The organism is Streptomyces kunmingensis, assembly GCF_039533535.1.
In the GTDB taxonomy this organism is placed as follows: Bacteria; Actinomycetota; Actinomycetes; order Streptomycetales; family Streptomycetaceae; genus Streptomyces; species Streptomyces kunmingensis.
The window spans coordinates 507,148-533,454 of the sequence record NZ_BAAATS010000005.1 but is presented as its reverse complement, the minus strand read 5'-3'; the positions used below and the strand labels follow the sequence as shown (position 1 = coordinate 533,454).

The window sequence follows — 26,307 nt, the reverse complement described above, 5'->3', positions numbered from 1 at the left end:
GAGATCGATACAGCATCAGTGGCTTTCGGGGCGGACGATCTCCGCACGGACACGGACCGTGTCGCTGTACTCGAAATGCAGGTCGAACCAGATCCGGTCACCCACCCGCCAGTCGCCGCCTGCGGGCACGGGCACGGTCACATCGCTCGACATCGGCGTCATCTCCAACGTGCCGCGGGCCGGCACCTCCAGCCGGTCGGCCACATCGCGGTAGGCCGCACCGTCCGGCGTCATGCGGTGGCGGCTCAGGGCGATGCCGCCGGGCACGACGGAGGGGGAAGTGACCTCGGTCAACTCGTCGGCAGCACCACCCTTGTTGGTGACGCGGAAGAACGCCGCGGTGTCGGGCGTACCGCCGGTCGGCAGGAACACCCGCGCCCGGGTCACCGTGAGGTCGGGCGGCGTCCCGGCGTGGCCCAGCGACGCCCAGACGGTCAGCCCGCCGAGCCCCAGCAGACATGCGGATATGGGGGCCGCTGCCGTCAAGGCCGCCTGCTTGAGCCTCATGCGGCCTGTGTCCGGATCGCGAGTCGTCGTCACAGGCCGGCCCTCGCCCTCTGCCGCGGCGTGTGCGTACGGCCGGGGGCAGGCTGCCAGGTCCGCAGGCGCAGACTGTTGACGACGACCAGGACCGAGCTGACCGACATCGCCGCGGCGGCGAGCATCGGATAGAGCAGACCGACCATGGCCAGCGGCACGGTGACGACGTTGTAGCCGAAGGCCCACACCAGGTTGGCGCGGATGGTGGCCAGCGTGGTGCGGGAGAGGCGTACCGCGTCCGCCAGCGCCTCGATCCCACCGCGTACGAGCGTCACGTCGGCGGCGCCGATGGCCACGTCCGTTCCGGCACCCATGGCGATGCCGAGATCGGCGGTGGCCAGGGCCGCCGCGTCGTTCACGCCGTCACCGACGACCGCGACCCGGCGCCCCTCGGCCTGGAGCGCGGTGACCAGGGCCGTCTTCTCCTCGGGCGAACAGCAGGCGTGGACCGTGTCGATGCCGAGCTGCGCGGCGACCGCCCGGGCCGGGGCCTCCCGGTCACCGGTGGCGAGCACCGGGCGTACGCCGAGCCGTCGCAGCCGGTCCACGGCGCGATAACTGCCGGGGCGCACGACATCGCCGACGGCGATCACCGCCACCACGGCCCCGTCGACTCGTACCTGCACGGCGGTCTGTGCGGCGTCCTCGGCGGACCGCAGTGCGTCGGCGAGCGGGTCGGGCAGCTCCTCCGCCACGGCGGTCACCTCTACGACGCGCCCTTCGACCCGACCCCGCACACCCCTGCCGGGCGTCGCCCCGAACTCCTCGACGACAGGCAGCGGTTCGGCCCCGTCCGCGGTGCGGCGGGCGTGAGCGGTGATCGCCCGGCCGAGGGGATGCTCGGACGCGTCCTCCACGGCGGCGGCAAGGCGCAGCACTTCCCGTTCGTCCGGGCCGTCCGGGACGGTGGTGACACGGGCGACGCTCATGTGCCCCGAGGTCAGCGTGCCGGTCTTGTCCAGGACGACGGTGTCGAGGTGCCGCAGCCCCTCCAACGCCTGCGGCCCCGTCACCAGTACGCCGAGCTGGGCGCCCCGGCCGGTCGCCGCCATCAGCGCCGTCGGCGTGGCAAGACCCAGGGCGCACGGACAGGCCACGACCAGGACCGCCACACACGCGGTGACCGCCGCCTGGGTCTGCGCACCCGCGCCCAGCCAGAAGCCCAGCGTCGTCACCGACAGCGCCAGGACCACCGGGACGAACACCCCGGCCACCGAGTCCGCGAGACGCTGCACACGCGCCTTGCCCGCCTGAGCATCCGTCACCATTCTTGTGATACGCGCCAGTTGCGTGTCCGCGCCGACCGCCGTGACCCGTACGGTCAGCAGCCCGCCCGCGTTCACCGCGCCACCGACCACCGCGTCCCCGGGGCCCGCCTCGACGGGTTCGCTCTCACCCGTCACCAGCGCCTGGTCGACGGCCGAGCTGCCCTCCACCACGACGCCATCGGTCGCGACGCGCTCTCCCGGCCGGACGAGAAAGGTGTCGCCGACCGCCAACTGCCCGATGGGCACAAGCCGTTCGACACGGCCGTCGCGCACCGCGACATCCTTGACGCTCAGCCGGGCCAGCGACCGCAGCGCCGCTCCCGTACCCCGCCGCGCCCGCGTCTCCAGGAACCGGCCGGCGAGGACGAACAGCGGCACACCGACAGCCGCTTCCAGATACAAGTGCGCGACCCCGTCGACCCCGTCGACCCCGGAGGGTACCAGCGTGAACGGCATCCGCATCCCCGCCCGACCCGCACCGCCGAAGAACAGCGCGTAGACGGACCAGGCGAACGACGCCACCACGCCGAGCGAGACCAGCGAGTCCATCGTCGCCGCCGCGTGCCGCATCCCGCGTGCCGCCCGCTCGTGGAACGGCCACGCTCCCCACGCCGCGACCGGCGCGGCCAGCATGAAGCACAGCCATTGCCAGTTGCGGAACTGCAGCGCGGGAACCATCGACAAGACGATCACCGGTACCGACAGCAGCGCGACGACGAACAGCCGCGAGCGCTCGGCCCGATCGGCCGCCGCCTCCTCGTCATCCTCCTGATCTTCGTCCGCCTGCGCGGGATCCGGCAACCGGGCCTTATATCCCGCCTGTTCGACCGCGGTGACGAGTTCCTGCGGGCCGACGTCCGTGGGATGGCTGACACGCGCGACACCCGTCGCGAGGTTCACGCTCGCCGCGACTCCTTCGAGCCCGGAGAGCTTCTTCTCGACCCGACGCACACAGGCGGCGCAGGTCATCCCGCCGACCGTGATGTCGGTGACCGTCAAGGACGGCGCGGACCCGCCCGTCATCAGCCACCGCTCCCGTGATCCATGTCCATGCCGCCCATGCCTCCGCCGTCCCCACCGCCGGACCCGCTACCGGCCCCCGTGCCGTGCATCGCAGGAGCGACGGGGCCGACCGCCCGGCCCACCGCGTAGGAGAGCCCGAACATCACCACGAGCAGGAGCACGAACCCGAGGAGAGCGGGAGGCGGAAGCCACCGGGACATCGCGCGCCCGGAGCGCGCTCCCGCGTACTGCCGGCCCACTTCACTACTGCTCACTGCGTCTCCCGGTCGTACTGGCGCACCGCGTCCACCCCGCCACGTCGCACCTCGGAGGCGCACGGGGTAAGCGAGTAGTCGGACACGGACGGGGTCGCGTTCCCGACGCGTCATGTGATGCGCGTCACGGCCGGTTGGCGAGAGGAGGCGCCCCGCGGCTCCCGAACCGCTAATCTGAGCGGTCAGCCGCAACCGCGCAGGGGGAGCCGTGGAGCAGCCGTACCAGCCGGTGAGGAAGCTCTTCTTCGGGCGGGACGACGCGGAGTCGGATTTCGCCGACGGCCTGCTGCGCGACGGCTTCCAGTCCACGTACGCCTCGGAGGCCGTACTCACCGGGCGTAAATCGCTGGTCGTCGGGCGCAAGGGGTCCGGCAAGAGCGCCATCTGCGCCCATCTCGCGGGCGGCGGGTACCCGGGGCGCACTGTCCTGATCACGCCGGACGACGCGGCCGGTGACGAGATCCGGCGCTTCGAACTGCAAGGGCTGACCGCCGACACCGCCAAATCCATGATCTGGCGCTACGTCTTCGCGGTGCACGCCGCCCAGTACGTCATGCAGCACGTCGACACCCACAAGAAGTGGCGCGCCCCCGCGTCCGTACGCGCTCTGAAGGACTTCCTCCAGGCCAACGACGAGAGCGACGACGGGCGGCTCACCGACCGGCTGCGGCGCGGCTCGCGCCTGCTCCAGTCGGCGACGCTGTCGGTCAAGATGTTCGGCTTCGAGGCGATTGTCAGCGGCGGGGGCGAACCCGGCGCCGGCGGCGGCTCCGAGGGCGCGCGGGCCACGCGGCAGCTCGACGCGCTCGAGGCGGGTGTCCGGGCCGCTTTCGAGGATCTCGGCTGTGTCGCGGCGCGGGAGAAGCCGTTCCTGATCCTCGTCGACCAGTTGGAGCAGGTGTGGCAGGGCGACTCGGACAGCCATGCGCTGGTCACCGGCCTCCTGCTGGGCGCCAAGCATGTGGTCGCTGCCTACGGGCACGCCGTGCGCTGCGTGCTCTTCGTCCGGGCCGACATCTACGACGCGCTGAACTTCGCCGACGGGGACAAGTTCCGCAGTGACGAGGTCCGGATCACCTGGAGCCCGGACGCCCTGCGGGCGCTGGCCCGCGCCCGGGCCGGCCTGTCCCTCGAACGGCCGATCTCGGACGACGAGTTGTGGGACGGCGTCTTCCCGCGCAGGGTGTCCGGCGAGTGGACGCCGAAATACCTTGTGCGGCGGTCCCTCGCCCGGCCTCGCGACATCATCCAGTTCCTCACGCTGTGCCGGGACGCGGCCGACCGCTCGGGGCACCCGACGATCCACGAGGACGACGTCGTGGAGGCCACCGAGCAGTTCTCCCGGTGGAAGCTCGACGATCTCGCCAAGGAGTACAACGTCGGATTCCCGTTCCTGCGGCCGGTGTTCGCCCAGTTCGAGAACGCCGGGTACGCCGTGGACCGAGGCGACTTCACCGCCCGGTTCGACGCGATCCGCGACGCCCTCCACGAGAGGTACCCCGCGTACACCGAGCAGTTGACGGCCGCGTCCGTCGTCGACGCCCTCTACGGCATCGGCTTCCTGGGCGTGCGCCGTGGCGGGGGCATCGTGTACGCGGGCGACTCGCAGTGGCCTGTCCAGCCGTACGAGGACGACCTGCGCATCCACCCCTGCTTCCGGCCGGCCCTCGGCTGCCGGGCCCCGACCATGGCCGGCGACGGCGCGGTACAGGCGGGTCGCGGGTACCCGGAGCCGGTGGTGGGGGCGGCGGTAGGGGCGCACGATCACGCCGCGTTCCTGCGGAAAGTCTCCCCGACCGACGCCGGGTTCCGGGCGGACCGTCATGTGCGGCTGCTGGAGGAGACCGCGTCCTCCCTGTCACGCCTCCAGCGCCAGCTCGTACGGTCGGGCCTGCCCGCCGCGCCCCGCAGTGAAGTACAGGAAGACATCGATCTCCTGAACGAGCAGATCGCCGTCCTGCCCCTTCCGGGCTCCGGTCTGACCTCCGGCATGGTGGAGGACCTGATCGGCGAGGTCACCGAGCGGCTGATCCTCTCCCACGTCCGGCTGAACGATCTCGGGCTGGGCGACGAGCCCGTCGCCCGGCGCCTCGCCGACGAGGCACGGGCGCTGAGACGGGCCCTCGGCGGAGCCGTCGGCGGCGGAGGCGGCTCGGACTCCTCCGGCTGACGGCGCGTCCCTGTCCGCTCAGGCAGCCGGCCAACGCGGCGAAGTCGTCCCCGCACCGGGGTTGCTACGGCGCTCCGGCGGTAGGTCCCGTGTCTACGACGCGAACGGCACCAGGCCCTCCGGGGCAGTCGCCGCCCCGGCCGGGTGCCGCCACAGTCCGTCCTCGGCGAGCCGTGGCAACACCCCCTCTCCGAACCAGTACGCCTCCTCCAGATGCGGGTAGCCGGACAGGACGAACTCCTCGATCCCCAGGGCCGCGTACTCCTTGATCCGCTCGGCGACCTCTTCGTGGGAGCCGACCAGGGCCGTGCCCGCGCCGCCACGGACGAGCCCGATCCCCGCCCACAGGTTGGGGTGGATCTCCAGTGCGTCCCGTTGGCCCGCGTGCAGTGCCAGCATGCGCCGCTGTCCCTCGGACTCGCTGCGGGCAAGCCCCTCCTGGACGGCCTTGACCGTCTGCGGATCGAACCCGGCGAGAAGCCGCCGAGCCTCGGCCCACGCTTCCTCGGAGGTGTCCCGGGTGATGACGTGCAGCCGGATCCCGAAGCGCAGCTTCCGCCCGGACTCGGCCGCCAGACCCCTGATCCACGCGATCTTCTCCGCGACCTGGGCCGGCGGTTCACCCCAGGTGAGATAGACGTCGACGTGCTGGGCCGCGACCTCCCCGGCGATCGGCGAGGAGCCACCGAAGTACACCTCGGGAACGGGATCCGGCACCCGGGCCAGCTTGGCGGCCTCGACCTGAAGGTGCTCCCCCCGGAGATCGACGCTCTTCCCTTCCCACAACGCCCGTACGATCTCCAGGAACTCACCGGTGCGGCGGTAGCGGGCGTCCTTGTCGAGGAAGTCTCCGTAGGCGCGCTGCTCATGGCTCTCGCCACCCGTCACCACGTTGAGCAGCAGCCGTCCGCCGCTCTGCCGCTGGAACGTGGACGCCATCTGCGCGGCGAGCGTGGGCGAGACGAAGCCGGGCCTGAACGCCACCAGGAACTTCAGCCGCTCGGTGTTCTGGCTGACCATCGCGGTCGTCAGCCAGGCGTCCTCGCACCAGGCGCCGGTGGGGGTGAGCGCCCCCACGAAACCGAGGTCCTCGGCCGCCCTGGCGATCTGGCTCAGGTAGGCGACCGTGGGCGGCCGGTCCCGGCCCAGGGCCGTCGCCGGGGTGCCGTGGCCGCCGCCGACGACATGGCGGCTGTCGCCGTTGGTGGGCAGAAACCAGTGGAAGGTGAGGGACACAGGGGTTCTCCGATCGCGAGGGCCGTCAGAGCAGGCCGTGGCGGGGCGGCAGGGTGCCGCCCAGCACGTACCGGCCGATGTGCTGGATCTTCCAGCGGGACGGATCGTGCAGGGTGTGGGTGCGGGCGTCCCGCCAATGCCGGTGCAGGTTCAGGGATTTGAGCGCTGACCGTGTGCCGGAGACCTCGAACAGTGCGCCCGCGACGGACACGGCGGCCTCGGCCGCCCGCACCTTCGCCGCGGCCACCGCGATGGACGCCTCGGCGGCCGACTCGTCCGAGAGGTCGGCGCGGGCCGCGTCGACCGCGCGGGCCGCTTCGCGCAAGAGTGCCTGCGCCGACCTTTCCTGGAGGGCGAGTTCACCGAATCGCTGGATCAGCAGCGGGTCCTCGGCGGCGGTGTCGAATCCGCTCTCGAACCAGGGCCGGCTCTTGGTCCGCACGAACTCCGCCGCCTCGGCCAGTGCCCCCTGGGCGAGGCCCACGTCGATGGCCGCGTGCAGCAACTGTGCCAGGGCGCCGTGCAGTTGGGGCCCTTGGAACGTCAGGTGGTGAGGCAGGACCCGGTCGGCCGGCACGACAACGCCGTCCAGGCGCACGGTGCCGCTCGCGGTCGTCCGCTGGCCCATGCCGTCCCAGTCGTCGATCACCGTGAGACCGGCGGCGTCCCGGGGGACGTAGGCGACATGCGGGCGGTCGTCCTCGGCCAGGGCGAGGACGGGGATCCAGTGGGCGAACAGTGCGCCGGTGGAGTACTGCTTGACACCGTTGAGCAGATACGAGCCGTCGGGCCGGGGCGTGAGGCGGGTGCGGATGTCCTGTACGTGCCGGGTGCCCGCCTCGGACTGGGCGTTGCCGAAGCGGCGCCCGGCGAGCAGCTCGGCGAAGAAGAACTTCTGCTGCTCCTCATCGCCCTGTCGGCGGATGACGTTGGCGTACACGAAGTGGCTCTGCGGGATCTGCGCGAGGCTGCTGTCGGCCGAACCGAGCAGCCGGAAGATCTCGGCGAGCGTCAGCGAACTGACGTCGGCGCCGCCGTGTCGCGCGGGCACGGTCACGCCGAGCAGACCGGATGCCGACAGCCGGTCCAGCTCGCGGGTCGGGAGCCTGCGCTCCTTGTCGCGTTCGGCGGCCCCGGCACGGAACTCGTCGGCGAGGGATGTGGCAAGGGCGAGGGCTTCGGCGTCGTCGGCGATGACGTGGGCGCTCATCGGTGTCAGCCCGCCGCGGCCAGGACGGGCCGGTGTCCGAGCGCGGCCGAGAACTGGTCGACGATCGGATGCAGGGCCTCGGCGACGGCCGGTGCGAGGACGAGCGTGCCGTCCTCGCGCACCGAGATGTCCTTGTCGAGGGTGAACCAGCCCTGCACGATGTGGGCGGCGCCCATGGAGGACAGGACCGGGCGGAGCGCGTAGTCGATGGCGAGAACATGGGCGACGGAACCGCCGGTGGCCAGCGGCAGGACGGTCTTGCCGACGAGCGCGTACTGCGGGAGCAGGTCGAGCAGCGCCTTGAGGACACCGGAGTACGAGGCCTTGTAGACCGGGGTGGCGACGACGAGGCCGTCGGCGCGGGCGAACAGTTCGGCGGCCTCGACGATCGCGGGGTGGCGCGGGTCCGCGCCCAGCAGTGCCTCGGCGGGGACGGTGCGGACATCGAGGGGGATGACCTCGTGCCCCTGGGCGGTCAGCTGCCGGTCCAGATGGCGCAGGAGGCGGCCGGTGCGGGAGGTGGCGGAGGGGCTGCCGGAGACGGAAAGGACGGTGGCCATGAGGCTGCCTCTTTCTGGGAGCCCGGGCGCCCGTGCGGGACGGGCGCCCGGCGGGGAAGGGTCAGGAGTACCAGGTGGGTTCGGGCAGCTCGCCGTCCAGGACCCAGCGACCGACCTCGCGGCGCTTGTAGGCGACGGGATCGTGCAGGGTGTGGGTGCGCACGTTGCGCCAGAAGCGGTCCAGGCCCTCAGCGGTGGCGGTGGCACGGGCGCCGGTGACCTCGAAGATCTTGTTGCCGATCTCCAGGGCGACGTCGGTGGCGCGGGCCTTGACCGCGGCGACCCGGACCTCGAAGGCGCCGCGGGCCTCGGGGGTGACGGCGTCCGGGTCGTCGTGCAGCCGCTGTCCTTCGGCGGCGACCGCGTCCGCGAGGGCCTGTGCCGCCCAGAGCTTGGCGGTGAGGTCGCCGTAGATGTCGATGACGTACGGCTCGTCGGTCGCGCGGTCGTACCCGCCGTGCAGCCAGGAGCGGGACTTGGTGCGCGTGTAGGTGGCGGCGGTCTCCAGGGCGCCGGCCGCGACACCGAGGTAGAAGTTCACGAACACGAGCTGGATGGTGGGAACGTTGAGGGTGTTGTAGACGCGCGGCTGGAATGTCTTGTCGACGAATCCGGCCGCCGAGGACCAGGGGGTGCGGACGCCGTCGAGGGTGACGCCGCCGCTCTCGGTGAGCCGCTGGCCGATGTTGTCCCAGTCGTCGTGGAAGGTCAGGCCGGCGCTGTCGGACGGGACGATCGCGAAGACGTGCTGGTCGGTGCCCTCGAAGACGCCTTCGAGGACGGTGACGTCGGAGACCTTGCTACCGGTGGAGAACGTCTTTCGGCCGGTGAATACCAGGTCGTCGCCGTCCTCGGTGACGACCACGTCCTGGTCGCGCGGGTTGACGGCGCCGCCGAAGAACCACTGGTTGCGGGCGGCCTCGGCCTCGACGTGTTCCCACTGCTCACGGGTGCCGACGAGACGGGCGGCCCAGTTCCACAGGTAGTGGTAGCCGAGGAGCTGGCCGATGGAGCCGTCGGCCTTGGCGACCTCGCGCACCACCCGGTAGGCGGTGGTCCAGTCCTGTCCGGCGCCGCCGTGCTCGACGGGTCCGAGCAGGGTGACCAGGCCGGAGTCCTTGAGGAGCTGGATCTCCGCGTGGGGAGTGACGCCGGCCCGGTCGCGGGCGGCGGCGTCGGTGGCGAGGACGGCGGAGACCTCGGCGGCGCGGGCGATCCACTCCTCGGCGGTCGCGGGGGCGGGCCGGGTGTGCCAGTCGGTGGGTGTGGCGGTGCTCATTGGGTTACCTCTTTCGCGGTGCGGTGCGGTGCGGTGCGGTGCGGTGCGGTGCGGTGCGGTGCGGTGCGTCAGGCGAGGGCGGACTCGGCTCGCTGCTGGGGGAGTTGGGCTTCCAGCTCTCGCACGAGGGGGAGTACACGCTTGCCGAAGTACTCGACCTCTTCGTGGTAGTGCAGGAACCCGAGCAGGAGGAGGTCGACGCCGAGTTGCTTGTAGGCGACGATGCGTTCCGCGATCTGCTCGGGGGTGCCGATCAGCCCGGTGCGGAAGCCGTCGTTGTACTGCACGAGATCCTCGAAGCTGGAGTCCTGCCACATCCCCTTGCCGTCGGAGGTGGACCGGCCGGCCTGTTTCACGGCGGCGCCGAAGCCCTCGACGGCCGCCGTGTCGGCCTTGGCGACGATCTCGCGGAGGGTGTCGCGGGCCTCGGCCTCGGTGTCGCGGGCGATGAGGAAGCCGTTCAGTCCGAACTTCGGTGGCGTACGGCCGATCTCGATGGCGGACCCGCGGACGTCGTTGATCTGCTCGATCACCCCGTCGTAGTCCTTGCCGTTGGAGAAGTACCAGTCGGAGACCCGGCCGGCCATGGCGCGGGCAGCCGTGGAGTTGCCGCCCTGGAAGATCTCCGGGTGCGGGCGCTCGGGGCTGTTGAGCGGCTTGGGCTTGAGGGAGAAGTCCCGCAACCGGTAGAAGTCACCGGCGAGTTCGGTGTGGTCCTCGGTCCAGATCTGACGCAGGGCGCGGATGAACTCCTCGGAGCGGCGGTAGCGTTCGTCGTGCTCCAGCCAGGGTTCGCCGAGCGCGGTGAACTCGCCCTTGAACCAGCCGGAGACCACGTTCACGGCGAAGCGGCCGTTCGACAGGTGGTCGGCGGTGGCACCGAGCTTGGCGAGGACCCCGGGGTGCCACAGGCCGGGGTGGACGGCGGCGATGACCTTGAGACGCTGGGTGGCGAGCAGCAGAGCGAGGCTGAAACTGGTCGACTCGTGCTGGAACTCGGCGCCGTAACTGGCCATGTAGCGGACCTGGCTGAGCGCGTATTCGAAGCCGTTGTTCTCGGCGAGGACGGCGAGCTCGCGGTTGTATTCGTACCCCCAGTCGGTGCGTTGTTCGATCGTGCTGGTGACGAGTCCACCACTGACGTTGGGGACCCAGTAGGCGAATTTCACGGGCGCTGCGGACATCGCGGAACTCCTGGTACGGAATTGTTTTCGGGCACACCGAAATCGACGGTCGTGCACCTGAAAACGAATGAGCCATGAACGGGCGCGGCCGCGCCGCAAGGGACGAGCGGGCAAGCCGGGTTCAGGCGGTGAAGGGCGTGATCTGCGGCGGAGTGGTCAGGCCGCGGCGCAACAGGAGGCGCTGGAGACACGTGCGAGGTCGACATGGCGTCGCCGCGTGAGGTCCAGTCGCTTCTTCATGCCGTTGATGGTTGCAGCAGCCGTCGAGCACCGTCAAGGAAAACCCGACCGTTCTCGTATCGCGGACCATTGAATTTCACGAAGGTGTGACAGGGAAAACCTTGAACACCCCTCGAATCCCCACGCATTCTTCCGGGATGCGAACCGAACAGCTGGAATACATCACAGCCGTCACCCGGCTCGGCTCGCTGCGCCGGGCGGCCGACGAACTACGCCTGTCGCAACCCGGGCTGAGCGAGACGGTGCGGAACCTGGAGCGGGAACTGGGCGTCGATCTGCTGGAGCGCAAGCGCACCGGGGCGACGATGAGCACGGTGGGGCAGGAGCTGATGCCGCACATCGTCAGCGTGCTCGAGGCCGTGGACCGGTTGCGAGTGGCGGCAGGGGAGCAGCACCGCCTGAGCCGGATGGTGCGCGTCGGCACGGTGAACGCCGCGACGGTCCCGCTGCTCATCCCTGTGCTGCGGGAGTTCCGGGCCACGCACCCGCTCACTCAGGTCGAAGTGGTCGGGGCCCGGCAGACGGAGATCCAACGCGGCCTCGCCGAGGGCGGTTTCGATCTGGGCCTGGTCAATCATCTCGACGGCGACGACCTGCCCGCCGGCTTCCAGGCCACCGAACTCCTGCGCGGGCGGCCGGTGGTGTGCGTACGGCCGGACAGTCCGCTGGCGGCTCGCCGCGAGGTCTCCGTGGACGACCTCCTCACCGAACCGCTGATCGCGATGCGCACCGGCTATGTGATGCACCGCTACGTGCATCGCCTCTTGGCGGGCCGTACTCCGGCGTTCTCGTACTCGACGGACGGTGCGGAGATGGGCAAGCTGATGGTCGCGGAAGGGCTCGGGGTGACGGTGCTGCCCGACTTCAGCGTGCTCGGCGACCCACTCGAACGCAGTGGCCAGATCGTGTGCCGCCCCTTGACCGACGACTCCGCCCGGGTCCTGCTCATGCTGCAACGCCGACGGGCGGAGTCCGTGTCGCAGGCGGCCGGCGAACTGCACGAGACGTTCGTGCGCGGAGCTCGGGAGCTCATGGAAGCGCCTTGAGAGTCGATCCGCTTCAGCCGGCCGTGCCTTTTCGACTCGTCACTTTCGACTCGTCACTCAGCCTCCGCTCCGACTTCCACCCCCCTCGCTCCTGCCCGCCTCCGGGTCGTGCGGCGGCAGGATCAACGTACGCGCCCCCGGGGTTTGAGCGGCACAGGCGGCAGCTCGGGCGCATCCAGCCGACCCCCGTCGTACCCCTTCACGTCCCCGAATCGTCCCCCGCTCACCCAGTCCTCGCGCGCCTGCGTGATCTCGTCCTGGTTGCGGCCGATGAAGTTCCACCACATCACCAGCTCCTCCTCGAACGGCTCGCCGCCCAGCAGCATCAGGGTCGCGTCCGACTCCGCGCGGACCGGGAGTTCGGTGCGGCCGCAGCCGAGGTAGAGCATCGAGCCGGGGAGCACCGGTACGTCGTCGACGTGGGACTCGCCCGACATCGACAGGACCGCGTACTCGAAGTCGGGGTCCAGGGGGACGCGGACGTCGGCGCCGTGCGTCAGGGTCAGGTCCGCGCCGACGATCGGGGTGTACGTGGTGCCGGGGGACGTCGCCCCGTCGAGCGTGCCCAGGACGACCGTGGCGGTCAGACCGGGGGCCGTCACCTGGGGCAGCGCGCCATGGTGCTCGAAGTGCGGGTCCGTGTGGCGGTGGGTGTCGGGGAGGGCGACCCAGAGCTGGGCGCCGTGCAGGAAGCGGGCGTGGGACCTGGGGCTCTCCTCGGAGTGGGAGATCGCGCGGCCCGACGTCATCAGGCCCAGCTCGCGGGGGCGGATCGTCTGCAGGCTGCCCGTCGAGTCCCGGTGCAGGACCTCGCCCTCGTGCAGCCAGCTCACCGTCTGCAGGCCCATGTGCGGATGCGGCGGGACCTGCATACCCGGCTCGTCCGCGATGTCGTCGGGGCCGTAGTGGTCGACGAACGCCCAGGCCCCGACCATGCGCCGGCCCAGGTTCGGCAGCAGGCGGCGCACCTGCGTGGACGCGCCGAGGCGGACATGGCGGGGGCTCAGGAGTTCGCGGACCGGTTCACCGACGACGAAGCCACGGCCGCCGCACACGGAGGGGACCGGCTCGCGGTCAAGATTGCTCATGCCGGACAAACTAGCCCTGCCACGGCGGCCCGTCAGGCCCGCGCGGGGAAGTAGCTCCGTCGGACGGCGTGTGGGTCCGCGCGTCCGCCGCCCGTACGGGTCACCCAGCGCGCCGGGCGCCACCCGGGCCACTGGAATGGACGCGTGCCCCTCGTGACCGCGGTGCCCGACATCTCGCCACCGGACGACTGCCTCGCCCGCAACGACTGGATCTGCGGCGCGTATCTGAGCACGCGCCGCCACATCCTGCTCGACGCCGTCGTGCAGCATCTGCAGATCACGCTCATCGCCGTGGCGATCGCCCTCGTCATCGCCGTACCGCTGGCCGTCGTCGCCCGCCGGTGGGGGTGGGCAGCCGGTCCGGTGCTCGCCCTGACCACCGTGCTGTACACGATCCCGTCCCTGGCCATGTTCTCGCTGCTGCTGCCCGCCTACGGGCTCTCCGCCACGCTCGTCGTCGCAGGTCTCGTCCTGTACTCGCTGACCCTGCTCGTACGGAACATCCTCGCCGGGCTGCGCGCCGTGCCCGAGGAGACCCGGCAGGCCGCCCGCGGCATGGGCTACGGGCCGATCCGGCTGCTCCTCACCGTCGAACTGCCCCTCGCCCTGCCCGCCGCCCTGGCCGGACTGCGCATCGCGACCGTGTCCGCCGTGTCCCTGGTGACGGTCGGTGCCATCGTCGGCCACGGCGGACTCGGGAACCTGATCTACGCGGGCATGAACACGTACTTCAAGGCGCAGGTACTGACCGCCTCCGTGCTCTGCGTCGTCATCGCCATCGCCGCCGATCTGGTGCTGCTCGGCGTGGGCCGGCTCCTCACCCCCTGGACGAGAGCGAGCCACGCGTGAAGACCCTCACCGACGCCTGGAACTGGCTCGCCGACTCCACGCACTGGTCCGGCGACGACGGCATCTGGCACCGCCTCACCCAGCACCTGGTGCTCACGCTCGTCTGTCTCGTCATCAGCTGCCTGATCGCCCTGCCCATCGCCCTCGTCCTCGGACACCTCGGCAAGGGCGGGGCGCTCGCCGTCAACATCTCCAACGTGGGCCGCGCCGTGCCCACCTTCGCGGTCCTCGTGCTGCTGCTCCTCACCCCGCTCGGGCAGTACGGCGAGGGGCCCACGATCGTCGCCCTCGTCCTGTTCGCCGTGCCGCCGCTGCTCACCAACGCGTACGTGGGCATGCGCGGCGTCGACCGGGAGATCGTCCGGGCCGCGCGCGGGATGGGCATGACCGGACGGCAGATGCTGCTGCGGGTGGAGGCTCCGCTCGCGCTGCCGCTGATCTTCAACGGGGTGCGGATCGCCGCCGTGCAACTCGTCGCCACCGCCACGATCGCCGCACTCGCGGGCGGCGGCGGGCTGGGGCGCATCATCACCGCCGGATTCAACCTCGCCAGCACGCCCCAGGTCGTCGCGGGCGCCGTACTCGTCGCCGTGTTCGCGCTCCTCGTCGAGGGGCTCTTCGAGATCGCCGAGCGGCTCGCGCCGTCCTGGGCGCGGGGGAGGGCGGGATGAGCGCGATGACACGCCGACGCGTGCCGCTGCTGGGCCTCGTCCTGCTCGTCGCCGGGTGCACCACCGGGCCCTCGCTCGAAACCCGGGGCGAGGTGACCGCGCCGCCCGGCGACAGCCAGCACCTCGTCATCGGCTCCGCCGGATTCACCGAGAGCGACCTGCTCGCCACCATGTACGCGCTGCTCCTGAAGAACGCCGGCTACGAGACCGAGATCCTCTCCGTCGCCAACCGCGAACTGTACGAACCCGCCATGGAATCCGGCCAGATCGACGTCGTCCCGGAGTACGCGGCCACCTTCGCCGACTGGCTCAACGCCAAGACGAACGGGGCCGACGCCGCCCCCGTCGGCTCGCCCGACCTCGACGCCACGATGAAGGCACTGCGCTCACTCGCCCGGCCGCGCGGCCTCGTGGTCTTCGACCCCGGCAGGGCCGTCGACCAGAACGCCTTCGCCGTCGCCCGGTCCTATGCCACCGCACACCGGCTGAAGACCCTCAGCGATCTCGGCGCCGCCGGACTGAAGGTACGGCTCGCCGCGGGCGACGAGTGCGTGCAGCGTCCGTACTGCGAACCAGGACTGAAGAAGGTCTACGGGATCGACATCACCGGCGTCGACCCGAAGGGCGTCGGCACCACCCAGTCCAAGAAGGCCGTGCAGAACGGGCAGGACCAGATGGTGCTGACCACGAGCACCGACGCCACGCTCTCCGACTTCGGACTCGTCCTGCTCACCGACGACAAGAAGCTCCAGAACGCCGACTACATCGTGCCCGTCGTGAACCGGTCGCGGGCCGGCAGCGATCAGGTAGCCGAGGCGCTCGGCGCCCTCAACTCCGTCCTCACGACCGAGGACCTGGCCGCCATGAACCAGCGGGTCGACAGCTGGCGGCGGCTGCCCGAGGACGTCGCACGGGACTATCTGGAGGACAAGGGGCTCCTGAAGTAGGCCGGTACAGGAGGGTGTACGGGGACCGGAACACGGGAACCTGGAACGCCCCGGCCTCCGGGCCCGGCCCCCAGGTGGACCCGCCGAAGAGGATCGCCCATGGACTCAGCCGTCGGCTCAGCCGTCGTCGTCGGCGCGGGCGTGCTCGGCGCCTGCGTCAGCTACCACCTCGCCCGACAAGGGGTCCGGGTCGTCGTCGTGGAAGAGGCGCGGCCCGCGGCCGGCACCTCCGGCGCCACGTTCTCCGCCGACGTGACCCACCTGAAGACCCCGTACGCGTACTACCGCCTGAACCGGCAGGGCTCCGAGGAGCACCGGCAGCTGTCCGAGGCGCTCGACGGGCCGGCCTGGCGGCATCCCGCGCCGCTCCTTCAGTGGGCCGACGGCGACGCGGCGCACCAGGCGCTGCGCGAGCGGGCCCTGCGAGCCAAGGGCTGGGGCCACGACTGCCGCCTCGCCCCACCGTCCGTACTGCGCGAACTGGCGCCCGCCGTGGACCCCGCGGCCTGCGGCGCGGACGAGGTCGTGGTGCACGAGAGCACGTCCTGGTTCGACGCGCCGCGCTTTGTCCACACCCTGCTGGCCGCGGCCGTGCGGCACGGTGCCGAGACGCACTACGGGGTCGCCGTCACCGGCCTGACGCGGAAGAACGGCCGGATCGTCGGCGTGCAGGCGGGCGACCGTACACGGAGCGCCGATGCCGTCGTGAACTGCGCGGGTCCCGGAGCGGCCCGGGTGGCCGCCTTCGCCGGGGTACGGCTGCCCCTGCGGCAGGTACCGGGGCTCGTCACCGAGAGCGATCCGCTGCCGGGCGGCCCCCTCACCGCGATCCTCGCCGCCCCGGACATCGACCTGCGGCCCACGCCCGGCGGCGGGGTGCTGGCCCTGTCCTGGGACGTCGACGCGCGGCTCGACGGCGCCGACGGGCCGCGCGTCGACGGGCTCCCGCAGGAACTGCACCGGCGTGCCGGAGCCGTCCTGCCGGGCCTGGCGCGGGCCCGGATCGAGGACGCCCGGATCGGCGTCCGGCCCATACCGTCCGACGGGCTGCCGCTGGTCGGCGAGGTGCCCGGGGCGCCCGGCCTCTACCATCTCGTCTCGCACAGCGCGGTCACCCTGGCCCCGGTCCTCGGCCGGCTCGCCGCACGCGAACTCACCACCGGACGGTCCGCCGCGGAACTCGCCCCGTACCGTCCGGACCGGGCCGTCCCCGGCGACGTACAGGACGAGAATCTGCGCGCGATGAACCGCCGGAGACCGCAACCTCGACGTGAACCTCAGGGTGAGACCGCCCCGTAGCGAGGAAGGCCGGTGCGAGCGCCCTGCGGCGAGGAGAGCCGGGTCAGGCGTCGGCGACCGAGTCGAACTCCACCTCGTCGCGCGCGACCCCCTGCGCGTCCGCGTCGACCGAGCGGCGCAGCGCCTCGTGGAGCTTGGCGGGGGTGAGGACGCCGAGGAAGCGTGAGCCGTCGAGGACCGCCACCCAGCCCGCGTCGTGCTGGAGCATCACGCCGAACGCCTGCTTGAGCGGGGCGCCGACCGGGACCCACGCGTTCATCCGGTGCGCGAGGTCGCCGACCCGCCCTTCGGGGCCGGCCAGGGTGGCCTCGTGGACGCCGATCCAGCCGTGCAGATCACCGCTGCCGTCCAGGACCACGGCCCACCGCGCGCCCTCGTCCCGCATCCGGGCCGCGGCCTGCGCGGCGGACTCGTCGAGGCGGGCCACCGACGGCTGCTCCAGGTCGTCCGGCTCGATCTCGGTGACCGACAGGCGCTTGAGGCCGCGGTCCGCGCCGACGAACTCGGCGACGTACGGCGTCGCGGGCGTACCGAGGACGGCGCCCGGTGTGTCGTACTGCTCGATGCGGCCCTGTCCGTACACCGCGATCCGGTCGCCCAGCCGGACCGCCTCCTCGATGTCGTGCGTGACCAGCAGGACCGTCTTGCGCACCGCCGCCTGCATCCGCAGGAACTCGTCCTGCAACTGCTCGCGCACCACCGGGTCGACGGCGCCGAACGGCTCGTCCATCAGGAGCACGGGCGGGTCCGCGGCCAGCGCCCGCGCCACGCCCACGCGCTGGCGCTGACCGCCCGAGAGCTGCTCCGGATAGCGGCTGCCGAACGTCTTGGGGTCCAGGCCGACCAGATCGAGGAGCTCGGCGGCGCGGGCCCGTGCCTTCGCCTTCTTCCAGCCGATCAGGGCGGGCACGGTCGCCGTGTTGTCGAGGATCGTGCGGTGCGGGAAGAGGCCGACCTGCTGGATGACGTAGCCGATACGGCGGCGCAGCCTGACCGGGTCGAGCGTGGCGATGTCCTCGCCGTCGACGTAGATCCGGCCCGACGTCGGCTCGATGAGCCGGTTGACCATCATTATCGTCGTGGTCTTGCCGCAGCCGGACGGGCCGACGAGCGTGACCAGTTCGCCCTCGGCGACCTCGAAGGAGAGGCCGTCCACCGCCGTCGTGCCGTCCGCGTACCGCTTGGTGACCTGATCGAACCGGATCATGGGCTCACGCTAACCGCGGCCGTCACTCCCCGCTCACCAGGATCACCTCCAGGGTGCGCGGACCGTGCACCCCCTCGACCCGGTCGAGCTCGATGTCGCTGGTCGCGGACGGGCCCGAGATCCAGGTGAGCGGCCGGGCCGGATCGAGCCGTTCGAGGGCCTGGGGGACGGCGGAGACGACCTGCTCCGGGACGCGGACCACGCAGATGTGGTGGTCGGGGACGAGGGTGATGCGGCGGCGGCCCTGGTCGGGCGAGCCGTCGAGGACGATCGTGCCGGTCTCGGCGACCGCGACGGCGCAGGCGGTGACGACGCTGTCCACTCCGTCGAGTTCGGCGGGCGTGTTCGCGGCCCGGTCATGGAGGGGCGTCGCGTCCGCCTCGGCCAGCCACTCCGGCGGCAGCCCCGGTGGCACGACCACCGTCCGCGAGCCGCGCTCGGCCAGCAGACGCGCGATCGTCCGGCCCAGTTCCGGGTGCGTGGTGCGGTGCACGAGCGCCCGGTAGTCGGCCAGGTTCTCGGCGAGCAGCTCGACCGTCTCTTCGACGGTCCGGTCGCCGTGCTCGCGCAGATAGCTCCGGTCGATGTCCGTGGCGTACGTCGTCGGGGCCCCGCCCTGTCCGTCGAGCGCCCGGCGCACGCGGCCCAGGATCACATCCCTGCTGCTCACTTGCTGCCGTCCTTTCCGTTCTTTCCGCCGTTCGTCCGCTGCCACCAGTCGCGGAACGGTTCCGCCGGTACCTTCGGCAGATCCCGGGTCGCCGACCACGCGCGGCCGGGGCCGGGCACCGTCCGCGGATGGAAGCGGCGGGTGCGCGAGGCAAGGCGCTGGCCGGTGCCGAGCACGCCCGGGCGGGTGAACGCCCAGCGGGCCGCGCGCATCGCCGCCCGCTCCGCCGCGTGGCCCTTCGCCGGCTTCAGCGTCACCTTGGCGCCGCCGCGGACCGCCTCGCCGCCCTGGACGACGCGCTCCCGCAGGTGTACGAGCACCTCGGGGATGTCGATGGCGACGGGACACACCTCGTAACAGGCGCCGCAGAGCGAGGACGCGTACGGGAGGGAGGCGTCGATCTCGCTTGCCGTGCCGCGGAGTTGAGGGCTGAGGATGGCGCCGATCGGGCCGGGATAGACCGAACCGTAGGCGTGGCCGCCCGCCCGCTCGTACACCGGGCAGACGTTCAGGCACGCCGAGCAGCGGATGCAGCGCAGCGCCTGGCGGCCGACCTCGTCGGCGAGGGTGTCGGTGCGGCCGTTGTCGATCAGGACCAGGTGGAAGTTCTGGGGGCCGTCGGAGTCGGTCGTGCCGGTCCAGGTCGACGTGTACGGGTTCATGCGCTCCGCCGTCGAGGAGCGCGGCAGCGTCTGGAGGAAGACCTCCAGGTCGCGCCAGGTCGGCACGATCTTCTCGATGCCGACGACCGAGATCAGGGTCTCGGGCAGGGTCAGGCACATGCGGCCGTTGCCCTCGGACTCGACGACGACGAGGGTGCCGCTCTCGGCGACCATGAAGTTCGCGCCCGAGATGCCGACCTTGGCGCGCAGGAACTTCTCGCGCAGGTGGAGTCGGGCGGCCTCCGCCAGTTCGGCGGGCGTGTCGGTGAGCCCTTCGGGCGCCGGGCGGCCCCAACTGCCCATCTCCTTCTCGAAGATGGCGCGGATCTCGCCGCGGTTGCGGTGGATCGCCGGGACGAGGATGTGTGAGGGGCGGTCCCTGCCGAGCTGCACGATGAGTTCGGCGAGGTCGGTCTCGTACGCGGCGATCCCGGCCTCTTCGAGCGCTTCGTTGAGGCCGATCTCCTGCGTGGCCATCGACTTGACCTTGACGACCTCCGACTCGCCCGTCTCCCGCACGAGCCCGGTCACGATGCGGTTGGCCTCGTCGGCGTCGGCGGCCCAGTGGACGGTGCCGCCCGCGGCCGTCACCGACTCCTCCAACTGGACCAAGTAGTGCTCGAGGTGGCGGAGCGTGTGGTCCTTGATCTGCTTGCCGGCCTCGCGCAGGTCTGCCCAGTCGTCGAGCTCGGCGACGGCGCGGGCGCGCTTGTCGCGGATGGTGTGGGTGGCGTGCTTGAGGTTGGCGCGCAGGGTGGTGTTCCGTACGGCGTCGTGCGCGGCCTTCGGGAAGGCGGGCATACCTACGAACGTGCCGCTCATGCCAGGGGCTCCTCTTCGGTGCTCGCCAGGATCTCCGCGATGTGGACCGGCCGCAGTGCGGTGTGCAGCCGGCTCATCGTGCCGCCGATGTGCATGAGGCACGAGTTGTCGGCGGCGCACAGCACGTCCGCGCCCGTCGACTCGGCGTTGCGGACCTTGTCGGCGCCCATCGCCGCCGAGACGTCGGAGTTCTTCACGGCGAACGTGCCGCCGAAGCCGCAGCACTCCTGTGCTCCCGGCAGTTCCACCAGCTCAAGTCCCTTGACCGTCCGCAGGAGTCGGGTAGGGCGGTCGCCGAGGCCGAGGGAACGCAGGCCGTGGCAGGTGGGGTGGTAGGTCACCTTGTGCGGGTAGTACGCGCCGACGTCGGTCACCTTCAGCACGTCGACGAGGAACTCGGTCAGCTCGTACGTCTTCGGGACCACCGGCGCGAGCGTGGTCGCCAGTCCGTCGCCGCGGCCCTCCGCGCGGGCCCGCTCACCCATCCGCGGATACAGCTCCCGCACCATCGCCGCGCACGAACCGGACGGCGTGATGATCGCGTCGTACTCGCCGGAGCCGATACCCGGCCCGAAGACATCGGAGAAATGGCGGGCCAGCGGCTCGGCCTCGTGCCGGTAGCCGGTGTTGTAGTGGGCCTGCCCGCAGCAGGTCTGGGCGGCCGGGAAGTCCACCTCCACGCCCAGTCTGGTCAGGAGTTTCACCACGGCCCTGCCGGTGTCCGGGTAGAGCGTGTCGTTGACACAGGTGAGGAAGAGCGCGACACGCATCGTGGCCCCTTCGGTCAGGAGGTTCGGGTCGGACATCGGACGGGTGCAGGGTACGTCGTCGGCGGGGCCGGGTCACGGGGTGGCGACACGGGCCCCGGCCGCCACCCACTCGGCGCTGCCGGCGCGCGGCGTGTACCGCGTCAGCTCCTGGGTGCCGGCGACGAGCCGGCGGGCCGCCGCCCGGTCACCGAGGACGCCGTCGGCGCGCGCCTGGACGAGGACGTTGCCGAGCGCGGCGGCCTCGGCGGGGCCCGCCACCACGGGCAGCCCGCAGGCGTCGGCGGTCAGCTGGCACAGCAGGGCGTTGCGGGCGCCGCCGCCGACGATGTGCACGACGTCGACCGGCCGGTCGGCGAGCCGCGCCGCCTCCGTGACGGCCTTGCGGTGGGCCAGCGCCAGCGAGTCGAGGATGCAGCGGGTCGTCTCCGCGCGGGTGCGGGGTTCGGGCTGGCCGCTCGCGCGGCAGGCGGCGGCGATCCGCTCCGGCATACCGCCGGGGGCGAGGAACGCGGCGTCGCCCGCGTCGATGACCGAGCGCAGTCCCGTCGCCTGCCCCGCCGCATGGAGGAGTTCCGTCAAGTCCGGTTCTCCCCAGGCTCGTTGGCACTCCTGGAGCAGCCATAGGCCCATGATGTTGCGGAGGTAGCGGACCGTGCCGTCGACGCCGAGCTCGTTCGTGAAGTTCGCGGCGCGGCTCTCCTCGGTCAGGACGGGCGCGTCGAGTTCGAGGCCGGCGAGGGACCAGGTGCCGGTGCAGATGTACGCGAAGTTCTCGCCGTCGGTGGCGGGGACGGCGGCGACGGCCGACGCGGTGTCGTGCGAGGCCACCGTCGTCACCGGGACGGGGCCGGTGAGGCCGGTCTCGTCGAGGACGTGGGGGAGCAGCTCGCCGGCGTGGTCGCCCGGGCGGCGCAGCGGCGGGAAGAGGGCCAGGTCGATGCCGGTGCGGGCCGCGATGTCGTGTGCCCAGTCGCCCGTGCGGGGGTCGATGAGCTGGGTGGTGGAGGCGTTCGTCAGCTCGGTGCCCTGTTGTCCCGTGAGCCAGTAGGTGAGGAGGTCCGGGATGAGCAAAGCGCTTTGTGCTGCGCGGAGTTGGGCTGTTTCGCGGGCCGCCGTGAGTTGGTACAGGGTGTTGAACGGGGCGTACTGGAGGCCGGTCGCGGCGTACAGCTCGGCCGGGGGGACGGTTGCCCAGACCTTCTCCGCGATGTGTTCCGTGCGGGTGTCCCGGTAGTGGAACGGGTTGCCCAGGAGGGCACCGTCCGCGTCGAGCAGGCCGTAGTCGACGGCCCAGCTGTCTATGCCGAGAGAACGGACCTGGCCCGCTTTGCGCAGCCCGTCCAGGATGCCCGCGTAGAGGTTGAGGATGTCCCAGTGGAGGGCGGGGCCCGTGCGGGCCGGTCGGTTCGGGAAGCGGTGCGCTTCGCTGAGATTCAGGGTTGTTCCGGTGACCCGGGCCGTGATGACTCGGCCGCTCGATGCGCCCAGGTCTATCGCGGCGTAGGGGGTGGTGGACATCAGGGCTCCGTGCGGTGAGTCGGTCGTGTGCGCGTCGTGGACGGCTGGTCGCGCAGTTCCCCGCGCCCCTGAGGGGGGTGGGGTGCGTGGCGATGGGTGCGGGGTGTGTCGTGGCTGGGCGCGCAGTTCCCCGCGCCCCTTGGCGGGGTTGGGGTGTGTGGTGGTCGGGTGCGGGTGCGTTGTGGCTGTTCGCGCAGTTCCCCGCGCCCCTTGGCGGAGTGGGGTGCGTCGTGGTTGCTCGCGCAGTTCCCCGCGCCTCTGGCGGGGCGGAGCCGCGTGTTTGCACTGCTCCGCCCCGGCCCCTCTCACCGCAGGAACGCCGCCGCAACCCCCGCGTCCACCGGGACGTGCAGGCCCGTCGTGTGGGTCAGGTCGCCGCCCGTCAGGGCGAACACCGCGTTCGCCACGTGTTCGGGGAGCACCTCGCGCTTCAGGAGCGTGCGCTGGGCGTAGAACTCGCCGAGCTTCTCCTCCTCGATGCCGTACGTCGCCGCGCGCTGCGCGCCCCAGCCGCCCGCGAAGATGCCGGAGCCGCGCACGACCCCGTCCGGATTGACGCCGTTGACGCGGATGCCGTCGCCGCCCAACTCGGCTGCGAGTAGGCGTACTTGGTGGGCCTGGTCGGCCTTGGTGGCCGAGTAGGCGACGTTGTTCGGGCCGGCGAACACCGCGTTCTTGGAGGCGATGTAGACGATGTCGCCGCCCATGCCCTGCTGCCGCATGATGCGGGCCGCCTCGCGGGAGACGAGGAAGGAGCCGCGGGCCATGATGGCGTGCTGGAGGTCCCAGTCCTTGGCCGTCGTCTCCAGAAGCGGCTTGGAGATGGAGATGCCGGCGTTGTTGACGACCAGGTCGACGCCGCCGAAGGCGAGGGCCGCGGCGCGGAACGCGTCGGCGATCTGCTCCTCCGACGTCACGTCCACGGTGACCGCGACGGCCTTGTCCGGGCCGCCCAGCTCCTCCGCGACCGCGGCAGCGCCCTCGGCGTTGAGGTCCGCGACGACGACACACGCGCCCTCGGCGGACAGGCGGTGCGCGATGGCCTTGCCGATACCGCTGCCCGCGCCCGTCACCAGGGCCACGCGCGTGGCGAGCGCCTTCGGCTTCGGCATCCGCTGGAGCTTGGCCTCCTCCAGGGACCAGTACTCGATCCGGAACTTCTCGGACTCCTCGATGGGCGCGTACGTGGAGACCGCCTCGGCGCCCCGCATCACGTTGATCGCGTTGAGATAGAACTCGCCCGCGACCCGCGCCGTCTGCTTGTCCTTGCCGAAGCTGAACATGCCGACACCGGGGACGAGCACGATCGCCGGGTCCGCGCCGCGCATCGCGGGGGAGCCCTCGACCGCGTGCCGGGCGTAGTAGGCGGCGTACTCCTCGCGGTACTCGGTGTGCAGCTCTTTCAGTCGCGCGACCGCCTCGTCCAGCGAAGCGGTCGGCGGCAGGTCCAGGACGAGCGGGCGCACCTTCGTCCGAAGGAAGTGGTCCGGGCAGGACGTGCCGAGGGCGGCGAGGCGCGGGTGCTCGGCGCTCGCCAGGAAGTCCAGGACGGTCTCCGAGTCGTCGAAGTGCCCGACCTGGGGGCGGTCGTAAGACGCCAACCCGCGTACGTACGGACCGAGTTCGGCGGCCCGCGCGCGACGCTCGGCCGCGCCGAGGGCCGCGTAGCCCTCGATGACGGGACCGAACGGCTCGTCCTTGCCGCGCTCGGCGAGGAACGTCTCCGCGGTGCGGATGATGTACAGCGAGTTCGCCTCGCACTCCTCGGCGGTGTCGCCCCACGCGGTGATGCCGTGCCCGCCGAGGACGCAGCCGATCGCCTCGGGGTGGGCGGCCTTCAGGGCGGCGATGTCCAGGCCGAGCTGGAAGCCGGGGCGCCGCCACGGCACCCACGCCACCTTCTCGCCGAAGCACTCGGCGGTCAGCTTCTCGCCGTCGGCGGCGCAGGCGAGGGCGATCCCGGAGTCGGGGTGCAGGTGGTCGACGTGGACGGCGTCCACCAGGCCGTGCATGGCCGTGTCGATGGACGGCGCGGCGCCGCCCTTGCCGTGCAGGCAGTAGTCGAACGCGGCGACCATCTCGTCCTCGCGCTCCACCCCCGGGTACACCTCGGTGAGCGCCCGCAGACGGTCCAGGCGCAGCGCGGCGAGCCCGGCCTCGGTGAGGGTGCCCAGGTCGCCGCCGGAGCCCTTGACCCACATCAGCTCGACGTCGGTGCCGGTCACCGGGTCGGTGGCGGTGCCCTTGGCGGAGGTGTTGCCGCCGGCGTAGTTGGTGTTGCGGGGGTCGGCGCCGAGCCGGTTCGAACGCGCGAGAAGCGCGCTGACTTCGGAGTGCGTAGGCATGCGGTGATCTGTCCCTTGCGATGTGAGTCGGGCGGTGCGAGGGCACCCCGGAAGGGGCACGGGGGAACTGCGCGGGCAACAGGCGGGGGAACCGCGCGGGCAACACGCGGGAGAACTGCGCGGGCAACCACGGACGACGCGCGGCCGTCCGCCGTCAGCACCCGGCAGACGCTTGGGTCAGGCCCCCCACCCCGCCTGCTCGCCCCCCACGCGCTCGGCCACGATCCGCTCCTGCCAGCCACTGGCGTGGTACGCGGCGACGGGGTCCGGGTTCAGGCCCTGCTCCTCGCGCAGTTCGCGCAGCAGCGGGCGCACGTCGGTGTTGTACGCGTCCATCAGGACCGCGTTGGCCGTGAGGACATCACCCTCGCGCTGGGCCGCGGCCAGGGCGTCGCGGTCGACGAGGAGCGCCTTGGCGGTGGCCTCCTGCACGTTCATCACGGAGCGGATGACCGCGGGGATCTTCGCCTCGATGTTGTGGCACTGGTCGAGCATGAACGCCACGTTCGTCTCCGCGTCGAAGCCGCCGTTCCCCGCGACCTCGTGCAGGATGCGGAAGAGCTGGAAGGGGTCGGCGGAGCCCACCATCAGGTCGTCGTCCGCGTAGAAGCGGGAGTTGAAGTCGAAACCGCCGAGCTTCCCCTCGCGCAGCAGCAGCGCCACGATGAACTCGATGTTGGTGCCCGGCGCGTGGTGCCCGGTGTCCACGACGACCTGGGCGCGCTCACCCAGCTTCATGCACTGCATGTAGGAGGTGCCCCAGTCGGGCACGTCCGTCGTGTAGAAGGCGGGCTCGAACAGCTTGTACTCCAGGAGCAGGCGCTGGTCGTCGCCGAGCCGCTCGTAGACGGCCGCAAGGGACTCCGCGAGGCGGTCCTGGCGGGCCACGATGTCGTCCTGGCCGGGGTAGTTGGTGCCGTCGGCGAGCCACAGCTTCAGGTCCCTGGACCCGGTGGCGTCCATGATGTCGACGCAGTCCAGCAGATGGCCGACAGCCTTCCGGCGCACCTTCGGGTCCGGGTGACAGACGCTGCCGAACTTGTAGTCGTCGTCCTGGAAGGTGTTGGAGTTGACGGTGCCGAGTTCGACGCCGCGCTCCTTCGCGTAGGCGGCGAGCGCCGCGTAGTCGTCGACGGTGTCCCACGGGATGTGCAGCGCCACCTTGGGCGCGATACCGGTGAACTCGTGCACCTTCGCCGCGTCGTCGAGCTTCTCCTGCGCGGTACGCGGCACGCCGGCCTGGGCGAACACCTTGAACCGGGTGCCGGAGTTGCCATAGCCCCAGGACGGCGTCTCGATCCGCTGGCTGGCGAGTGCGGCCTTGACGGCAGCGATGTCAGGCATGTCCACCTCTGATGTGTACCTCTGGGTGTGGTGCGGTGCGGTGCGTGAATCGATTCACTTCGCTGGCGAAGTTAACCGCGGGGGAACGGGGCGTCAAGGGGTCCG

Annotated in this window: 23 protein-coding genes; 6 read left to right on the top strand and 17 right to left on the bottom strand. The window is 71.5% G+C overall.

Going from position 1 to position 26,307, the window contains the following annotated elements; translation table 11 throughout:
* Positions 1 to 15 precede the first annotated feature (15 nt).
* From ABD366_RS07630 to ABD366_RS07620, 3 genes are read right to left on the bottom strand one after another with little or no spacing between them, the layout of a single operon-like run.
* The gene (locus tag ABD366_RS07630) at positions 16 to 507 is read right to left on the bottom strand and encodes a copper chaperone PCu(A)C (RefSeq protein ID WP_324776626.1); all 492 of its coding nucleotides are present in this window, start codon (positions 505 to 507) and stop codon (positions 16 to 18) included.
* Between the two features lie 29 nt (positions 508 to 536).
* Entirely contained in the window at positions 537 to 2,831 is a 2,295-nt protein-coding gene (locus ABD366_RS07625) for a heavy metal translocating P-type ATPase (RefSeq protein WP_324776628.1), read from the bottom strand.
* Positions 2,831 to 3,085: a hypothetical protein gene (locus ABD366_RS07620; RefSeq protein ID WP_411293896.1), complete on the bottom strand. Its 255-nt coding sequence runs from the start codon at positions 3,083 to 3,085 to the stop codon at positions 2,831 to 2,833. The genes ABD366_RS07625 and ABD366_RS07620 overlap by 1 nt, the downstream gene beginning before the upstream one ends.
* A gap of 208 nt (positions 3,086 to 3,293) precedes the next feature.
* Here ABD366_RS07620 and ABD366_RS07615 point away from each other — a divergent pair, with 208 nt between their 5' ends.
* The gene (locus tag ABD366_RS07615) at positions 3,294 to 5,255 is read left to right on the top strand and encodes a P-loop ATPase, Sll1717 family (RefSeq protein WP_324776630.1); all 1,962 of its coding nucleotides are present in this window, start codon (positions 3,294 to 3,296) and stop codon (positions 5,253 to 5,255) included.
* Between the two features lie 93 nt (positions 5,256 to 5,348).
* Here ABD366_RS07615 and ABD366_RS07610 read toward each other — a convergent pair whose 3' ends face one another.
* The 6 genes from ABD366_RS07610 to ABD366_RS43445 form a co-directional block, all read right to left on the bottom strand.
* Complete coding sequence (locus ABD366_RS07610; protein WP_324776632.1) at positions 5,349 to 6,491, bottom strand: LLM class flavin-dependent oxidoreductase; 1,143 nt, start codon at positions 6,489 to 6,491, stop codon at positions 5,349 to 5,351.
* A gap of 25 nt (positions 6,492 to 6,516) precedes the next feature.
* Positions 6,517 to 7,701, bottom strand: coding sequence for an SfnB family sulfur acquisition oxidoreductase (locus ABD366_RS07605; protein ID WP_324776634.1), 1,185 nt, complete (start codon positions 7,699 to 7,701; stop codon positions 6,517 to 6,519).
* A 5-nt stretch (positions 7,702 to 7,706) separates the two neighbouring features.
* Positions 7,707 to 8,261, bottom strand: a complete 555-nt coding sequence (ssuE, locus tag ABD366_RS07600; RefSeq protein ID WP_324776636.1) for an NADPH-dependent FMN reductase — start codon at positions 8,259 to 8,261, stop codon at positions 7,707 to 7,709.
* Between the two features lie 61 nt (positions 8,262 to 8,322).
* Positions 8,323 to 9,540, bottom strand: a complete 1,218-nt coding sequence (locus ABD366_RS07595) for an acyl-CoA dehydrogenase family protein (RefSeq protein ID WP_324776638.1) — start codon at positions 9,538 to 9,540, stop codon at positions 8,323 to 8,325.
* 68 nt (positions 9,541 to 9,608) lie between these two features.
* The gene (gene sfnG / locus ABD366_RS07590) at positions 9,609 to 10,724 is read right to left on the bottom strand and encodes a dimethylsulfone monooxygenase SfnG (protein ID WP_324776641.1); all 1,116 of its coding nucleotides are present in this window, start codon (positions 10,722 to 10,724) and stop codon (positions 9,609 to 9,611) included.
* Between the two features lie 156 nt (positions 10,725 to 10,880).
* Entirely contained in the window at positions 10,881 to 10,964 is an 84-nt protein-coding gene (locus ABD366_RS43445) for a putative leader peptide (protein WP_361066375.1), read from the bottom strand.
* Between the two features lie 137 nt (positions 10,965 to 11,101).
* Here ABD366_RS43445 and ABD366_RS07585 point away from each other — a divergent pair, with 137 nt between their 5' ends.
* Positions 11,102 to 12,010 (top strand): LysR family transcriptional regulator, encoded by a 909-nt coding sequence (locus tag ABD366_RS07585; RefSeq protein WP_324776643.1) that lies wholly within the window; start codon positions 11,102 to 11,104, stop codon positions 12,008 to 12,010.
* A 122-nt stretch (positions 12,011 to 12,132) separates the two neighbouring features.
* Here ABD366_RS07585 and ABD366_RS07580 read toward each other — a convergent pair whose 3' ends face one another.
* Positions 12,133 to 13,098, bottom strand: coding sequence for a pirin family protein (locus ABD366_RS07580; RefSeq protein ID WP_324776645.1), 966 nt, complete (start codon positions 13,096 to 13,098; stop codon positions 12,133 to 12,135).
* A gap of 153 nt (positions 13,099 to 13,251) precedes the next feature.
* Here ABD366_RS07580 and ABD366_RS07575 point away from each other — a divergent pair, with 153 nt between their 5' ends.
* The 4 genes from ABD366_RS07575 (at position 13,252) to ABD366_RS07560 (ending at position 16,864) form a co-directional block, all read left to right on the top strand.
* Positions 13,252 to 13,947, top strand: coding sequence for an ABC transporter permease (locus ABD366_RS07575; RefSeq protein WP_411293899.1), 696 nt, complete (start codon positions 13,252 to 13,254; stop codon positions 13,945 to 13,947).
* Positions 13,944 to 14,618: an ABC transporter permease gene (locus tag ABD366_RS07570; RefSeq protein WP_324776647.1), complete on the top strand. Its 675-nt coding sequence runs from the start codon at positions 13,944 to 13,946 to the stop codon at positions 14,616 to 14,618. The genes ABD366_RS07575 and ABD366_RS07570 overlap by 4 nt, the downstream gene beginning before the upstream one ends.
* Positions 14,615 to 15,565 (top strand): ABC transporter substrate-binding protein, encoded by a 951-nt coding sequence (locus ABD366_RS07565; protein ID WP_324776649.1) that lies wholly within the window; start codon positions 14,615 to 14,617, stop codon positions 15,563 to 15,565. The genes ABD366_RS07570 and ABD366_RS07565 overlap by 4 nt, the downstream gene beginning before the upstream one ends.
* Positions 15,566 to 15,664: 99 nt before the next feature.
* On the top strand, positions 15,665 to 16,864 hold the full coding sequence (locus tag ABD366_RS07560) for an NAD(P)/FAD-dependent oxidoreductase (RefSeq protein WP_344441318.1): 1,200 nt from the start codon (positions 15,665 to 15,667) through the stop codon (positions 16,862 to 16,864).
* A 43-nt stretch (positions 16,865 to 16,907) separates the two neighbouring features.
* Here the strand turns inward: ABD366_RS07560 and ABD366_RS07555 are convergent, their stop codons facing one another.
* The 7 genes from ABD366_RS07555 to rhaI form a co-directional block, all read right to left on the bottom strand.
* On the bottom strand, positions 16,908 to 18,071 hold the full coding sequence (locus ABD366_RS07555; protein WP_324770798.1) for an ABC transporter ATP-binding protein: 1,164 nt from the start codon (positions 18,069 to 18,071) through the stop codon (positions 16,908 to 16,910).
* 22 nt (positions 18,072 to 18,093) lie between these two features.
* A complete protein-coding gene (locus ABD366_RS07550) occupies positions 18,094 to 18,741 on the bottom strand; it encodes a LutC/YkgG family protein (RefSeq protein WP_324770797.1) in 648 nt (215 codons plus the stop codon).
* Positions 18,738 to 20,225, bottom strand: coding sequence for a lactate utilization protein B (locus ABD366_RS07545; RefSeq protein WP_344441315.1), 1,488 nt, complete (start codon positions 20,223 to 20,225; stop codon positions 18,738 to 18,740). Before ABD366_RS07545 ends, ABD366_RS07550 begins: the two co-directional genes overlap by 4 nt.
* Positions 20,222 to 20,995 carry a (Fe-S)-binding protein gene (locus ABD366_RS07540; RefSeq protein WP_324770806.1) on the bottom strand — a complete coding sequence of 258 codons (774 nt, stop codon included), beginning with the start codon at positions 20,993 to 20,995 and terminating at the stop codon, positions 20,222 to 20,224. The genes ABD366_RS07545 and ABD366_RS07540 overlap by 4 nt, the downstream gene beginning before the upstream one ends.
* A 72-nt stretch (positions 20,996 to 21,067) precedes the next feature.
* Positions 21,068 to 22,513, bottom strand: coding sequence for a rhamnulokinase (locus ABD366_RS07535; RefSeq protein ID WP_344441313.1), 1,446 nt, complete (start codon positions 22,511 to 22,513; stop codon positions 21,068 to 21,070).
* Between the two features lie 305 nt (positions 22,514 to 22,818).
* Positions 22,819 to 24,858 carry a bifunctional aldolase/short-chain dehydrogenase gene (locus ABD366_RS07530; RefSeq protein ID WP_324770508.1) on the bottom strand — a complete coding sequence of 680 codons (2,040 nt, stop codon included), beginning with the start codon at positions 24,856 to 24,858 and terminating at the stop codon, positions 22,819 to 22,821.
* A 177-nt stretch (positions 24,859 to 25,035) separates the two neighbouring features.
* Positions 25,036 to 26,202 (bottom strand): L-rhamnose isomerase, encoded by a 1,167-nt coding sequence (gene rhaI / locus ABD366_RS07525; protein WP_324770509.1) that lies wholly within the window; start codon positions 26,200 to 26,202, stop codon positions 25,036 to 25,038.
* Positions 26,203 to 26,307: the final 105 nt, after the last annotated feature.

What these genes read in the sequence shown, in the direction of transcription:
- ABD366_RS07630 (WP_324776626.1), bottom strand. Translation starts at nt 507, where the DNA reads ATGAGGCTCAAGCAGGCGGCCTTGACGGCAGCGGCCCCCATATCCGCA.
- ABD366_RS07535 (WP_344441313.1), bottom strand. Translation starts at nt 22,513, where the DNA reads ATGTCCACCACCCCCTACGCCGCGATAGACCTGGGCGCATCGAGCGGC.
- ABD366_RS07555 (WP_324770798.1), bottom strand. Translation starts at nt 18,071, where the DNA reads ATGATCCGGTTCGATCAGGTCACCAAGCGGTACGCGGACGGCACGACG.
- ABD366_RS07595 (WP_324776638.1), bottom strand. Translation starts at nt 9,540, where the DNA reads ATGAGCACCGCCACACCCACCGACTGGCACACCCGGCCCGCCCCCGCG.
- ABD366_RS07580 (WP_324776645.1), bottom strand. Translation starts at nt 13,098, where the DNA reads ATGAGCAATCTTGACCGCGAGCCGGTCCCCTCCGTGTGCGGCGGCCGT.
- rhaI (WP_324770509.1), bottom strand. Translation starts at nt 26,202, where the DNA reads ATGCCTGACATCGCTGCCGTCAAGGCCGCACTCGCCAGCCAGCGGATC.
- ssuE (WP_324776636.1), bottom strand. Translation starts at nt 8,261, where the DNA reads ATGGCCACCGTCCTTTCCGTCTCCGGCAGCCCCTCCGCCACCTCCCGC.
- ABD366_RS43445 (WP_361066375.1), bottom strand. Translation starts at nt 10,964, where the DNA reads ATGAAGAAGCGACTGGACCTCACGCGGCGACGCCATGTCGACCTCGCA.
- ABD366_RS07605 (WP_324776634.1), bottom strand. Translation starts at nt 7,701, where the DNA reads ATGAGCGCCCACGTCATCGCCGACGACGCCGAAGCCCTCGCCCTTGCC.
- ABD366_RS07545 (WP_344441315.1), bottom strand. Translation starts at nt 20,225, where the DNA reads ATGAGCGGCACGTTCGTAGGTATGCCCGCCTTCCCGAAGGCCGCGCAC.
- ABD366_RS07585 (WP_324776643.1), top strand. Translation starts at nt 11,102, where the DNA reads ATGCGAACCGAACAGCTGGAATACATCACAGCCGTCACCCGGCTCGGC.
- ABD366_RS07560 (WP_344441318.1), top strand. Translation starts at nt 15,665, where the DNA reads ATGGACTCAGCCGTCGGCTCAGCCGTCGTCGTCGGCGCGGGCGTGCTC.
- ABD366_RS07530 (WP_324770508.1), bottom strand. Translation starts at nt 24,858, where the DNA reads ATGCCTACGCACTCCGAAGTCAGCGCGCTTCTCGCGCGTTCGAACCGG.
- ABD366_RS07565 (WP_324776649.1), top strand. Translation starts at nt 14,615, where the DNA reads ATGAGCGCGATGACACGCCGACGCGTGCCGCTGCTGGGCCTCGTCCTG.
- ABD366_RS07540 (WP_324770806.1), bottom strand. Translation starts at nt 20,995, where the DNA reads ATGCGTGTCGCGCTCTTCCTCACCTGTGTCAACGACACGCTCTACCCG.
- ABD366_RS07625 (WP_324776628.1), bottom strand. Translation starts at nt 2,831, where the DNA reads ATGACGGGCGGGTCCGCGCCGTCCTTGACGGTCACCGACATCACGGTC.
- sfnG (WP_324776641.1), bottom strand. Translation starts at nt 10,724, where the DNA reads ATGTCCGCAGCGCCCGTGAAATTCGCCTACTGGGTCCCCAACGTCAGT.